Here is a 12,496-nt window from a genome sequence, read left to right as displayed (position 1 = left end):
ATAACGCCGGTGCCGAATCGCTGTGGTCGACGTTCAAGCATGAGTTCTACTACCGGCACACTTTCGCGACGAAAGTCGAATTGATTGCAGCAGTTGACAATTGGATGCGATTCTACAATCATCAACGCAGGCACTCGGCGATCGGTCAGCGCTCACCAATTAGCTACGAACGCACCATGAGTGTCACCCTGGAAGCAAGCTAACCGCGTCCACTTTTTCTGGGGAACCCCACATTTACAAGGTCCAATACGTCGACAGTTAGGTGGTGGTGGCTGCAAAGCGCCCGCGTGTTGATGAATACCTCGTGGACGTCACTTCTCGAACACCGAATGTACGCACATAGTGCTTCTGCGTTAGGCAACCCATCTACGGCGCTCAGGGCCCGCACGCTTCCGCGAAAGCCGGCCAGCTTGAGCCGCTTTCGCAGTTCAGGTACGCCGAGTATAAACAGCGGACTGTCACCTTGATCACTCATGATCATCCTTCACCAATACTTGTCTCAGTCGTATCGCCCTACAGCATGCAGCTGACGCAACCCTCGACCTCGGTGCCTTCGAGGGCCATCTGGCGCAGCCGGATGTAGTACAGCGTCTTGATGCCCTTGCGCCACGCGTAGATCTGCGCCTTGTTCACGTCGCGGGTGGTGGCGGTGTCCTTGAAGAACAGCGTCAGGCTCAATCCCTGGTCGACGTGCTGGGTGGCTGCGGCGTAGGTGTCGATGACCTTCTCGTAGCCGATCTCGTACGCGTCCTGGTAGTACTCCAGGTTGTCGTTGGTCATGTAGGGCGCCGGGTAATAGACCCGCCCGATCTTGCCTTCCTTGCGGATCTCGACCTTGCTGGCGATCGGGTGGATCGAGCTCGTCGAATGGTTGATGTAGGAGATCGAGCCCGTCGGGGGGACGGCCTGCAGGTTCTGGTTGTAGATGCCGTGCTGCTGTACGGACTCCTTGAGCCGCGTCCAGTCCTGCTGATCGGGGATGCGGATGCCGGCATCGGCGAAAAGTTGACGCACCTTGTCGGTCTTGGGCTCCCACACGTGATCGGTGTACTTGTCGAAGAACTCCCCCGACGCGTACTTGGATTTCTCGAAGCCCTTGAACGCCGTACCCCGCTCGATCGCAATGCGATTCGACGCGCGCAGCGCGTGGTAGAGCACCGTGTAGAAGTAGATGTTGGTGAAGTCCACGCCCTCGTCGGAGCCGTAGAAGATCCGCTCGCGCGCCAGATAGCCGTGCAGGTTCATCTGCCCCAGCCCGATCGCGTGAGAGTCATTGTTGCCCTGCTCGATCGAGGGCACCGACGTGATGCTGGTTTGGTCGCTCACCGCGGTCAGCGCCCGGATCGCGACCTCGATGGTCTGCGCGAAGTCCGGTGAGTCCATCGCCTTGGCGATGTTCAGCGACCCGAGGTTGCAGGAGATGTCCTTGCCGACCTTCTTGTAGGACAGGTCGTCGTTGAACTCCGACGGCGTCGAGACCTGCAGGATCTCCGAGCACAGGTTCGAATGGGTGATCTTGCCCGCGATGGGATTGGCCCGGTTCACCGTGTCCTCGAACATGATGTACGGGTAGCCCGACTCGAACTGCAGCTCGGCCAGGGTCTGGAAGAACTCGCGCGCCTTGATCTTGGTCTTGCGGATCCGCGCGTCGTCGACCATCTCGTAATACTTCTCGGTGACCGAGATGTCGGCGAACGGAACGCCGTAGACCCGCTCGACGTCGTACGGCGAGAACAGATACATGTCCTCGTTCTTCTTGGCCAGCTCGAAGGTGATGTCGGGAATCACCACGCCCAGGCTCAGCGTCTTGATCCGGATCTTCTCATCCGCGTTCTCCCGCTTGGTGTCCAGGAAGCGGTAGATGTCGGGATGGTGGGCATGCAGGTACACCGCGCCGGCACCCTGGCGGGCACCGAGCTGGTTGGCGTAGGAGAACGAGTCCTCCAGCAGCTTCATGATCGGGATGACGCCGGAGCTCTGGTTCTCGATGTTCTTGATCGGCGCGCCGTGCTCGCGAATGTTGGTCAGCAGCAACGCGACTCCGCCACCGCGCTTGGACAGCTGCAGCGCCGAGTTGATCGAGCGGCCGATCGACTCCATGTTGTCCTCGATGCGCAGCAGGAAGCAGCTCACCGGCTCGCCGCGCTGCTTCTTGCCCGAGTTCAGGAATGTCGGGGTGGCCGGCTGGAACCTGCCGTCGATGATCTCGTCGACGAGCTTCTCGGCCAGCGTGGTGTCGCCGGCGGCCAGGGTCAGCGCCACCATCACCACGCGGTCCTCGAAGCGCTCCAGGTAGCGCTTCCCGTCGAAGGTCTTGAGCGTGTAGGACGTGTAGTACTTGAACGCGCCGACGAACGTCGGGAACCGGAACTTCTTGGCGTACGCGCGATCCAGCAATTCCTTGACGAAGTTGCGCGAGTACTGGTCGAGCACCTCGCGCTCGTAGTACTCCTTCTCGATCAGGTAGTCGAGCTTCTCATCCTGACTGTGGAAGAACACCGTGTTCTGGTTGACGTGCTGCAAGAAATACTCGCGCGCCGCCTGCACGTCCTTGTCGAACTGAATCTTGCCGTCGGCGTCGTAGAGATTCAGCATCGCGTTGAGCGCGTGGTAATCCGTCTCCCCCGGAAGCGCGTGCGCGCCGGTGGTTACAGGTTCTGCAGCTGTGACGGTTGGTGACACGTCTGGTCCTTCCGGGCGTCGGCCCAAAAATCACTCAGGCCCGCACGGACGGCGAACACGTCGTCCGTGGTTCCCATGAGTTCGAATCGGTACAGGAAAGGGACGCCACACTTACGGGAGACGACAACCCCCGCGTATCCGAATTCGGCGCCGAAGTTGGTGTTGCCCGCGGCGATGACGCCGCGGATCAACGACCGGTTGTGTTCGTTGTTGAGGAAGGCGATCACCTGCTTGGGCACGTAGCCCCCGCGATCGGGATCGGGACCAATGGCGTGCCCGCCACCGTAGGTGGGCAGCACCAGCACGTAGGGCTCTCGGACGACCTCGGGGTCCTCGATGCGCCCGTGGATCGGAATCCGGGTGGCCGGAATCTCCAGCTTCTGAACGAAGCGGTGCGTGTTCTCCGAGACGCTGGAGAAGTAGACGAGATTGCTCATGCTGGCCCCCTCCGCTTCCGGTCTGTCCGATCCCGATTACCCGCGTACTGCTCAGTGGTGGCCGGTGGCCACCCCCGTCATGCCGTTGCGCTGACGGCGCCTGCCAGCGCCTTGATCCGGTCGGGACGGAAGCCCGACCAGTGGTCGTTGCCCGCGACCACAACCGGTGCCTGCAGGTAGCCCAGGGCCATCACGTAGTCGCGGGCCTCGTTGTCCAGGCTGATGTCGACGACGTCGTAGGCGATGCCCGCCTTGTCCAGGGCCTTGTAGGTGGCGTTGCACTGCACGCAGGCCGGCTTGGTGTACACGGTGACGGGTGCTGGCTGAGTCATCTGCGGTACGGCTCCTAACGCCAAGGTGGGGCAAAACGGGCTGGCAACTGCTTCGGTGGTGCTTCTCGCTGTTATCAGCGGTCCGACGGCGCCTAAAATTCCAGGCCGTCCGGGCCGAGTGCTGGTGTATCGGGGACCCGACGGCGCCGGCACTTCTGGCTCCGGCCGACCCCACATCTTGGGGGTCCGTCGGTGTTCGAAACACTACACCTAGTGGCCGACATTCAGAAGGGATACAAGATGTTCTGAATGACATTTCTGAAATTCCCAGGTCGTAAGCACTTCGGAGGCGCACGGACCGGCGTGTCGCATGTCACACCGGCGTGTCGCGGCGCAAAGGATGCCATGACACACCTATCTATCAGCACCCACCGACATCCCTGCGCCAGTGCCAAGACGGCCACACGCTGCCAGCAAACATCGAGAAACGCATGTCAGACAGCGCGCCACCGTGCGCGTGTTCGTGCACCCGCTCGGCACCACCCGATCCCCGGGCGGGACACGATCGCGCGGCGCCCGGGCGGGCGTACCCCAGCCACCTTCGAGCCTGCGGATCCGACAGTTACCTGCGGATCCGACAGTTATAGGTACCTGACTACTGAGGGGTTCTGCTCCGCCGCAGGCGACGATCTTGTATGTGTCGGTACGACCCGGTGTCGAGGTCGTGCCCTGAGCTGAGCCGGGGCGGAAATGACAATCAAAACGCACCTATGTCCGGTTCGGTCATCGGTGTCCGCCCGGCAACGACAGCGTCGTCGCCTCAGCTCCTTCGCACGAAGGATGGCGACCATCGCAAGCGCGATGCTGGTGGTGGCCACAGCCCCGCTGGGGCCGCCGTTGACAAGCCCACCCGCCGTCGACATGTCCGCCGACACCACCGCGCTGATCATGTGTGGCACCACCTGCCCCACGCCGGACGACACCGTCGTCGACATCGTCAAGGACCAGTACATCGCCCCGACCCATCCGGGCGACATCGACTACGTCAAGGTGACCACGCCCGAAGAGTTCTGGCCCATCACCGGGCTCATGCGTCTCATCGGACTCGCGCTGGGTGACGAGCGACTGTTCGGCCCCGGTGGGCCGGCGTGGCCGGACGAACCGTGGTGGAAACTGTCCGGACTCTTCGACCTGACCGCCAATCAATCACTGCAGAAAGGTGCGGACAGCCTGGAGGCGGCGATCGCGGCCAACGACAACGACCACCGGGTCGTCTACGGCGTCTCGCAGGGCGCCGGGGTCGCGAACGTAGTGAAGCGCAGGCTGGCCGAACAGTATCCGGGCGGGACCGAAGACCACATCCCCGACATCGACTTCGTGCTCAGCGGTGACCCCAATCTGCCCAACGGCGGCTTGGCCTCCCGCTTTCCCGGCCTCTACATTCCGGTCCTGGATCTTCTCCTCAACGGCCCCGCCGCAACCGACACCCCGTTCGACACGATCGAGATCGCCCGGCAGTACGACGGATTCACCGATTTCCCGTTGTATCCCCTCAATCTGCTCGCCGACCTGAATGCCATTCTGGGCGTCCTCTACGTGCACACACACATCTTCGACGTCAGCCTGCCCGCCCAGGAGCCGACGAAGTCTCCTGCCTTCCGAGGCACACACGGCGACACCAGCTACTACGTCTTCGAGAATCCGGATCTGCCGCTGTTCGGTCCGCTGCGCACGCTGGGTGTGCCAGAGCCACTGATCGATGTGGTGGAGCCGTTCTTCCGGGTGCTTGTCGAACTCGGCTATGACCGCACCATCCCGCCCTGGGACCCCACCCCGGCGCGGTTGATCCCGAAGTTCGACCCGGTCAAGCTCATCGTCGACCTCGTCAACGCGGTAGGAGAGGGCATCAACAATGCGGCGGCCCTCCTGGGCCTGCCGCCGGTGGTGAAGACGTCCGCGCCGGCCACCTCGACAGACCGTGACGATGTGAACATCAACGCAGCCGAGACCGAAGCGGCGCACACCGGCGACGCGCCGCATGCCGTCTCCGACCCCGCCGTGGCGGCATCAGCGCACTCGCGCGGCGAGCACATGTCCACGGTTGCCACAAACACCTCCCGAAGCGTGAACCCGACCCAGAGCGATGCAACGACAGTCGCTGTCCAGGAAGGGCGGAATTCGTCAGACGGACAACCGTCGGAGACGCCGCTGGTAGCAACTGTCGGATTGGACGACGGGTCCATCGAGACTCAAGAAGTCACCGCGACGGACGAACTCCTGTCGGCGACTGACGCGCCCTTACCCGACGCCAATGCCATTGACCACGTCACCGCTGGCGGCACCACTGACGACGCCGCCGCTGACGAGACCCCAGATCTGACCGCTGAATCGGCGTTACGGGAGGCATTCACAAGCAAGTTGAAACGGATACCGACATCCTTCACGTTCGATACCCCGTCGTCAGCCACGTCATCGCACGCTGCCGATCCCGGCTTGAGAACATCGAGCGACTGCGCGGAAAGAGGGGCGCCAGACGGCAGCGGTGACACCACGCCGCCGACGAGTCGACCCGGTTCGTCAGACAAGGGAGCCGCTTGAACGGCAGGCGTTCCTAGTGAGCTGGTACGGAAGGCAGCCCTGCGGGACCGCGCGACGCGAGACCCGCGACCCGTTCAGGCGATCTCGGCGACCAGCTTGCCCACGATGTCGCGCAGGCGGCCCGCCACCTCCGCGTTCTCCCGCGGGTGCTTGCCGTCGAGCGTCTTGGTGGGGATCGACAGGTCGAGATCCTCGACCACGCGCGGGCCTGCGATGCCGAACGACTTCCTGGTCTCGTCGTGCGCCCACACCCCGCCGTACTGCCCCAGTGCCGCACCGACGACCGCCAGCGGCTTGCCGTTGAGCGCGCCGTTGCCATAAGGGCGTGACAGCCAGTCGATCGCGTTCTTCAACACGCCCGGAATGCTGCCGTTGTATTCGGGGGTGATCACGAGCGCGGCATCGGCCCGGGCGGCGGCGGCGCGCAGAGCGGCCACCGGTTCGGCCACCTCGTCGTTGTCGATGTCCTCGTTGTAGAACGGCAGGTCGCCGAGTCGGTCGAACCATTCCAGCATCACACCGTCGGGAGCGCTCTCCACAGCCAGTTCGGCCAGTTGCCGGTTCACCGATGCAGCCCGCAAGCTGCCCACCAGAACCAGTACGGTGTTGTTCGCGCCCTCGGTCATCGCGGCCCTCTCCTTGGTCTGTTCGATCCTTGCACCAACCAACCGGACCACAGTCCGTTCTATTCCGGCTGAGTTAAAGTTGCGAGGTGAGCGTGGCGGAGAACCGTAATGGCGCACCGGCGCTGCCGGTGAGCCGGCCGGGACTGTCCGAACGAGGCGATGCGGCGCGCAACCGGGCGCTGCTCATCGACGCGGCGCGTCGGCTGGTCGACGAACACGGCGCCGAGGCTGTCACCACCGACGACATCGCCGCGGCCGCCGGAGTGGGCAAAGGCACCCTTTTCCGCCGGTTCGGCAGCCGCGCGGGACTGATGATCGTCCTGCTCGACGAAGCGGAGAAGGCCCAGCAGGAGGCCTTCCTGTTCGGCCCGCCCCCGCTGGGACCGCAGGCTCCCCCGCTGCAGCGCCTGACGGCCTACGGCAGGGAGCGCCTCAAATTCGTCGACGCCCACCACGCGCTGCTCGCCGACGTCAGCCGCGATCCTCAGATGCGGTTCAACGCGCCGATGACGCTGCACCACAGCCATATCCGCCATCTTCTCGAATCCGCCGGAACCACAGGCGACCTCGACGCCCAGGCCAGCGCACTGCTGGCACTGCTCGACGCCGACTACGTGCACCACCAGATCCACGACCGGCACCGCACCCTCGACGAACTCGGGGATGCGTGGGAGACCGTGGCGCGCAAACTCTGCGGCTCGTGACCGCATCCGGGACCACCGCCGGCAGGCAGTGGATCCTGCACGTCGACCTCGACCAGTTCCTCGCCTCAGTCGAGCTGCGCCGACATCCCGAGCTCGTCGGGCTGCCGGTGATCGTCGGCGGCAGCGGCGACCCCACCGAACCGCGCAAAGTGGTCACCTGCGCGTCCTATGAAGCGCGCGAATTCGGTGTGCACGCCGGGATGCCGTTGCGCTCCGCGGCCCGCCGGTGTCCCGACGCCACGTTCCTGCCCTCCGACCCGGACGCCTACAACGCGGCCTCCGAACAAGTGATGAACCTGCTGCGCGACCTCGGCCACCCCGTGGAGGTGTGGGGCTGGGACGAGGCCTACCTCGGAGCGCAGGTGGACGACCCCGTCGCCCTGGCCCACCGGATCCAGCGGGTGATCTCGACCGAGACGGGCTTGTCGTGCTCGGTGGGCATCAGCGACAACAAGCAGCGCGCCAAGGTGGCCACCGGTTTCGGTAAGCCCGCGGGTGTGCACGCCCTCACCGACGACAACTGGATGCTCACCATGGGTGACCGTCCGGTCGACGCGCTGTGGGGGGTAGGCCCCAAGACCGCGAGAAAGCTTGCGGCTATGGATATCTCGACGGTGGCTGAGCTGGCGCGCACCGACCCGGCGGAGCTCACCGCCACGTTCGGTCCTACGACCGGTCTGTGGATCCTGCTGCTGGCCAAGGGCGGCGGTGACTCCACCGTCAGCGCCGAACCGTGGGTGCCGCGCTCGCGCAGTCACATCGTCACCTTTGCGCGTGACATCGCCGAGCGCGACGAGATGGCCGCGGCCGTCGTGGATCTGGCGCAGCGCACGCTGGCCGAGGTCGTCGAGCAGCAGCGCATCGTCACCCGCGTGGCGGTCACCGTGCGCACCAGCACCTTCTACACCCGCACCAAGATCCGCAAGCTCGCCGCGCCGACCACCGACCGTGATCCCGTGGTAGCCACCGCGCTCGAGCTCCTCGAGCAGTTCGATCTCGACCGTCCGGTGCGGCTGCTCGGCGTGCGCCTGGAGCTGGTCATGCCCGATTCGGGGAAGTGAACTCCGCCCCCGCGATACGGTGGCGCCCATGCAGTTCACGGTGCCGGGGTTCGACGAGTGGATGAGCGACGCACTCTCCCGGGAGGCGACCGAGGCCGGCGAGAGCGTCGGCGTGTTCGTCAGCCGGGCGGTCGCCGCCCGGATGGCCGTCGAACGGGCCAGGCGCGGCGACCAGGGCCTGCACGAACTGCTCATCCGCATCCGCGAGTCCGGTCTGCAGCCCCCTGATCGGATCGACGACGCGGCCGCCGGGTCGGTGATGTCCGACCCGGAACGGCTGGATGCGCTCTATGAGACCGGGATGCTGAACGCCGAACGCGCGCGGAGCCTGGACCGGGTGGTCGAGATGGTGGTCGCGGCGTTGGCGGTGCCGTGCGCCGCAGTGACCCTGGTCGATCGGGACACCCAGTACATGTGCAGCGCGATCGGCCTCACCGGCGACCTGGCGGTCACCCGGAAAGGATCCGTGGAAGGCTCCCTGGGCCGCGAGATCGTCATCTCCGGCAGACCGCTCGTCGTGGAGGACGCGCGGCAGGAACCGCTCCTGAGCGACCACAACGCGGTGCGTGAGGGCTTGGTGGTCGCCTACGCGGGTTTCCCGTTGACCGATGCCCACGGCCACACGATCGGCACGTTGAGCGCGTGGGACCTTCATCCCCGCCGGTGGACGTCGGGCCACCTGCAAGTGCTGGAGGATTTCGTCGTGATGATCCGCGCCCGGATCTTCGGTATCCCCCCGGACTGAATCGGCTCGTCGGCCGGTAGCAATACGCTCGGACGCATGCTCGGGACTGTCGCGATCCGCGGATACCGCTCGCTGCGCGAACTCGTGCTGCCGCTGCGCCGGCTGACCGTCATCACCGGCGCCAACGGCACCGGAAAGTCGTCGTTGTATCGCGCGCTGCATCTGCTCGCCGACTGCGGCCGCGGCGAGGTGATCGCGTCGTTCGCCCGCGAGGGCGGGGTGGAATCGGCGATGTGGGCGGGCCCGGAACATCTGGGCGGCGCGCGGCGCACCGGCACCGCGCAGGGCGGCCCGCGCACCCGCTCGGTGTCCATCGAGATGGGTTACGCATCAGACGATTTCGGATACCTGATCGACCTGGGCCTGCCGCAGGCAGGCGGGACGGCGTTCACCCGGGATCCGGAGGTCAAGCGGGAGTTGGTGTTCGCCGGACCGGTGGCCCGCCCGGCCGCCACCCTGGTGCGCCGCGTGCGTGGTCTGGTCGAGGTGGCCGCCGAGAGCGGCCGGGGTTTCGACGCGCTCACCCGCAACCTTCCTGCTCATCGGAGCGTGCTGGCCGATTGGGCCGCTGCGGTGCCCGAGTTGGTGGGTGTCCGGGAACGGTTGCGGGACTGGCGGTTCTACGACGGCTTCCGCGCCGACAGTGGCGCTCCCGCGCGCCGGCCCCAGGTGGGAACCCGGACGCCGGTGCTCGCCGACGACGGCGCCGACCTGGCCGCGGCGGTCCAGACGATCCTTGAGACGGGCACAGATGATCTCGCGCGCGCGGTCGCCGAGGCGTTCGACGGCGCGACGGTGTCGGTCGCGGTCACCGACGGTCTCTTCGACCTGAACCTGCATCAGCGCGGTATGCTGCGCCCACTGCGCAGCGCCGAGATCTCCGACGGCACACTGCGATTCCTGCTGTGGGCGGCGGCACTGCTCAGCCCCAACCCGCCGTCGTTGATGGTCCTCAACGAGCCGGAGACCTCACTGCATCCCGACCTGGTGCGCCCGCTGGCCGATCTCATCGCGGCCGCTGCGGAGCGCACGCAGGTCATCGTGGTGACGCACTCCGCGGCGCTGCGCAACCACCTGGGCGCCGAGCCGATCGGATCGGACGGTGACGCCTGGGAGATCGAGCTCTACAAGGACTGGGGCGAGACCAAGGTCGCCGAGCAGGGCCTGCTCACCACCCCACCGTGGGCATGGGGCACCCGCTGAAAGGTCAGCCGCGCTTGACCTTCGGCCGCAGCGCCCGGCTGAACAGGATGTTCACCTGCTTCATGGCGAGACTGTAGGGCCACCACATCGTCCGCTTGAACAGGTACAGCGCCCGGATGTCGTTGGACGTGTACACCAGATAGCGGTTCTTGAGCACACCGTCGAGGATCGTCTCCGCGGCCGCCTCCGGCGACACGGCGTGCCCCGAGAAACGACCGGTCCACTTCTGGACGTTGGGGTCGTCGCGGTCGACGCCGGCGATGTGCACGCTATCCACCAGTGGGGTCCGCACCGCGCCCGGCACCACCACCGACACCCCGATGCGGTGCCGCGCGAGGTCGAATCGCAACACCTCGGACAAGCCCCGCAGCCCGTACTTGCTCGCGCTATATGCCGCATGCCAGGGCAGCGCCACGATGCCGGCGGCCGAGGACACGTTGACCAGGTGGCCGCCGCGGCGGGCCTGGACCATCGGGGGCACGAAGGTCTCGATGACATGTATCGGACCCATGAGGTTGACGTCCACCATCGACTTCCAGTCGCGATGGGTCAGCTTGTCCACGGTGCCCCAGGCCGAGATCCCGGCGATGTTCATGACGACGTCCATCGCCGGATGCGCGGCGTGGACGTCGGCGCCGAAGGCCGCCACCGCGTCGTGGTCGGAGATGTCCAAGGCGCGGTGCGCCGAGACGACACCCCCCAGCGCGCGGGCGTCGGCGACGGTCAGCTCCAGCTTGTCGGCGTCCCGGTCGGTCAGGAACAGCTCAGCGCCGTGGGCAGCCAGCCTGAGTGCGGTCGCACGCCCGATCCCGCTGGCGGCGCCGGTGATCAGACACCGCTTGCCGGCGAACCCGTCGATTCTGTTCCCCTTGGCCATGGGGAACGACACTACGGCGGAAGCGTCGCCGACCGCCGCGGCGGGGTTAGGTAGTGTCTGTTAATTGCGGACGCGGTGATAGATGATGATCGCAGCTAGGGTGACGCCCCCGAGGTAGCTCAGCGCGTATTTGTCGTATCGGGTGGCGATACCTCGCCAGTGCTTGAAGCGGTTGAAGGATCGCTCGACGGTGTTGCGGTGCTTATAGATTCGCCCGGAGAACGCCGGTGGCCGTCCGCCTTTGCTTCCCCGGCTCTTTCGGCGGGCGATCTGGTCGCTGCGCTCGGGAATGGTGTGGGCGATTTTGAGCTGGCGCAGTCGGGCTCGGGTCGAGTCATGGGAGTACGCCTTATCGGGCTCTTCGCGCTTGAGCGGGGTGCCCGGTAGTTGATGGGGCTCGTGGCCCCGACATGCTGTTGGTCTCTCACAACGCGACAACAGCGAGGCCACGAGCATGAACGAGGGTACGTCAGTGCTGCTCGGGCTGGAGGACGAGTTCACCGTCCTGCAGCTCGAACGAATCGATGCCGACACGGTGCGTGTCGTCATCGAGGTCATCGACCCGGAGGGCGCCTGCCCCGAGTGCGGGGTGCTCACCTCAAGGATCAAGGAGCGGCCACTGGTTCGAGTCAAGGACTTGCCTGCCTCCGGCCAAAGAACCGATCTGTGGTGGCTCAAACGGCGCTTGGTGTGCCGCGAACCGGCCTGTGGGACAGCGACATTCACGCAGCAGTCCCGCGCTGTGCCGGCACGGTCGCGGCTCACGACCCGGCTACGAGAGAAGATCGGTTCGGCGATCGCGTCGGGCAACCGCGCCGTCAGCGAGGTCGCTAGCGAGTACCAGGTGGCGTGGTCGACCGCGCACCGGGCGCTCATCGCACTGGCCAACCAGTGGCTGCCCGAGCCGGAACCCACCCGCGTGCTCGGCATCGACGAGACCCGCGCCCGGTCGGTGCGCTGGGTGCTCGAAGAGGCCGGCTGGACACGGTCGAACCCGTGGATGACCTCGTTCGTCAACGCCGACCCCACCCTGCCCGGGCACCTTCTCGGGCTGACCCCGGGACGCTCCGGGGCGTGCGTGATCGACTGGCTCGCGCTGCAGACACCCGCGTTCCGGGCCGGCATCGACCTGGTCGTGATCGACCAGTCCGCGCCGTACGCGGGCGGGATCCGCACCGCCCTGCCGGACGCGCGGATCGCAGTCGACAAGTGGCATCTCGTCGCCCTCGCCAACCTCATGGTCACCCAGGTCCGTCAACGGATCACCCGGCAACTGCACGGCCGCCGCGGC

12 protein-coding genes and 1 pseudogene are annotated in these 12,496 nt (G+C 65.9%); 7 read left to right on the top strand and 6 right to left on the bottom strand.

What is annotated here, in order from left to right; genetic code table 11:
• On the top strand, nucleotides 1-203 hold a 203-nt coding region (locus ACTWP6_RS28740; protein ID WP_443187416.1), incomplete at its 5' end, for an integrase core domain-containing protein.
• A gap of 310 nt (nucleotides 204-513) precedes the next feature.
• Here ACTWP6_RS28740 and nrdE read toward each other — a convergent pair.
• The 3 genes from nrdE to ACTWP6_RS28725 form a co-directional block, all read right to left on the bottom strand.
• On the bottom strand, nucleotides 514-2,682 hold the full coding sequence (nrdE, locus tag ACTWP6_RS28735; RefSeq protein ID WP_260751317.1) for a class 1b ribonucleoside-diphosphate reductase subunit alpha: 2,169 nt from the start codon (nucleotides 2,680-2,682) through the stop codon (nucleotides 514-516).
• Nucleotides 2,649-3,119: a class Ib ribonucleoside-diphosphate reductase assembly flavoprotein NrdI gene (nrdI, locus tag ACTWP6_RS28730; protein ID WP_260751316.1), complete on the bottom strand. Its 471-nt coding sequence runs from the start codon at nucleotides 3,117-3,119 to the stop codon at nucleotides 2,649-2,651. The genes nrdE and nrdI overlap by 34 nt, the downstream gene beginning before the upstream one ends.
• Nucleotides 3,120-3,196: 77 nt before the next feature.
• Nucleotides 3,197-3,451, bottom strand: a complete 255-nt coding sequence (locus ACTWP6_RS28725) for a redoxin NrdH (protein ID WP_260751315.1) — start codon at nucleotides 3,449-3,451, stop codon at nucleotides 3,197-3,199.
• A 780-nt stretch (nucleotides 3,452-4,231) separates the two neighbouring features.
• On the opposite strand from ACTWP6_RS28725, the gene ACTWP6_RS28720 reads away from it, so the two are divergent.
• A complete protein-coding gene (locus ACTWP6_RS28720) occupies nucleotides 4,232-5,989 on the top strand; it encodes a PE-PPE domain-containing protein (protein ID WP_443189465.1) in 1,758 nt (585 codons plus the stop codon).
• Between the two features lie 74 nt (nucleotides 5,990-6,063).
• On the opposite strand, the gene ACTWP6_RS28715 is transcribed toward ACTWP6_RS28720, so the two are convergent.
• Complete coding sequence (locus ACTWP6_RS28715; RefSeq protein WP_260751310.1) at nucleotides 6,064-6,615, bottom strand: NAD(P)H-dependent oxidoreductase; 552 nt, start codon at nucleotides 6,613-6,615, stop codon at nucleotides 6,064-6,066.
• An 86-nt stretch (nucleotides 6,616-6,701) separates the two neighbouring features.
• Here ACTWP6_RS28715 and ACTWP6_RS28710 point away from each other — a divergent pair, with 86 nt between their 5' ends.
• From ACTWP6_RS28710 to ACTWP6_RS28695, 4 genes are read left to right on the top strand one after another with little or no spacing between them, the layout of a single operon-like run.
• Nucleotides 6,702-7,319 carry a TetR/AcrR family transcriptional regulator gene (locus tag ACTWP6_RS28710; RefSeq protein ID WP_396884278.1) on the top strand — a complete coding sequence of 206 codons (618 nt, stop codon included), beginning with the start codon at nucleotides 6,702-6,704 and terminating at the stop codon, nucleotides 7,317-7,319.
• Complete coding sequence (locus tag ACTWP6_RS28705) at nucleotides 7,316-8,380, top strand: DNA polymerase IV (RefSeq protein WP_260751309.1); 1,065 nt, start codon at nucleotides 7,316-7,318, stop codon at nucleotides 8,378-8,380. The genes ACTWP6_RS28710 and ACTWP6_RS28705 overlap by 4 nt, the downstream gene beginning before the upstream one ends.
• A gap of 28 nt (nucleotides 8,381-8,408) precedes the next feature.
• Complete coding sequence (locus ACTWP6_RS28700; RefSeq protein WP_260751307.1) at nucleotides 8,409-9,125, top strand: GAF domain-containing protein; 717 nt, start codon at nucleotides 8,409-8,411, stop codon at nucleotides 9,123-9,125.
• Nucleotides 9,126-9,161: 36 nt separating this feature from the next.
• Entirely contained in the window at nucleotides 9,162-10,328 is a 1,167-nt protein-coding gene (locus ACTWP6_RS28695; protein WP_260751306.1) for an AAA family ATPase, read from the top strand.
• 4 nt (nucleotides 10,329-10,332) lie between these two features.
• Here the strand turns inward: ACTWP6_RS28695 and ACTWP6_RS28690 are convergent, their stop codons facing one another.
• The gene (locus ACTWP6_RS28690) at nucleotides 10,333-11,205 is read right to left on the bottom strand and encodes an SDR family oxidoreductase (protein ID WP_260751303.1); all 873 of its coding nucleotides are present in this window, start codon (nucleotides 11,203-11,205) and stop codon (nucleotides 10,333-10,335) included.
• Nucleotides 11,206-11,265: 60 nt separating this feature from the next.
• Nucleotides 11,266-11,559, bottom strand: a pseudogene (locus ACTWP6_RS28685) (transposase); the annotation flags it as partial.
• A 100-nt stretch (nucleotides 11,560-11,659) separates the two neighbouring features.
• On the opposite strand from ACTWP6_RS28685, the gene ACTWP6_RS28680 reads away from it, so the two are divergent.
• The coding region (locus ACTWP6_RS28680) for a transposase (protein ID WP_443189464.1) at nucleotides 11,660-12,496 on the top strand (837 nt) is incomplete at its 3' end.

This window comes from Mycobacterium sp. 4D054, from assembly GCF_052245755.1.
GTDB lineage: Bacteria > Actinomycetota > Actinomycetes > Mycobacteriales > Mycobacteriaceae > Mycobacterium.
Note: the sequence above shows the minus strand (reverse complement) of the source record. Positions and strands in the feature narration are given on the sequence as shown.

Coding starts and splice junctions, on each gene's coding strand:
- ACTWP6_RS28715 (WP_260751310.1), bottom strand. CDS start 6,615: ATGACCGAGGGCGCGAACAACACCGTACTGGTTCTGGTGGGCAGCTTG.
- ACTWP6_RS28725 (WP_260751315.1), bottom strand. CDS start 3,451: ATGACTCAGCCAGCACCCGTCACCGTGTACACCAAGCCGGCCTGCGTG.
- ACTWP6_RS28700 (WP_260751307.1), top strand. CDS start 8,409: ATGCAGTTCACGGTGCCGGGGTTCGACGAGTGGATGAGCGACGCACTC.
- ACTWP6_RS28720 (WP_443189465.1), top strand. CDS start 4,232: ATGGCGACCATCGCAAGCGCGATGCTGGTGGTGGCCACAGCCCCGCTG.
- nrdI (WP_260751316.1), bottom strand. CDS start 3,119: ATGAGCAATCTCGTCTACTTCTCCAGCGTCTCGGAGAACACGCACCGC.
- ACTWP6_RS28690 (WP_260751303.1), bottom strand. CDS start 11,205: ATGGCCAAGGGGAACAGAATCGACGGGTTCGCCGGCAAGCGGTGTCTG.
- ACTWP6_RS28695 (WP_260751306.1), top strand. CDS start 9,162: ATGCTCGGGACTGTCGCGATCCGCGGATACCGCTCGCTGCGCGAACTC.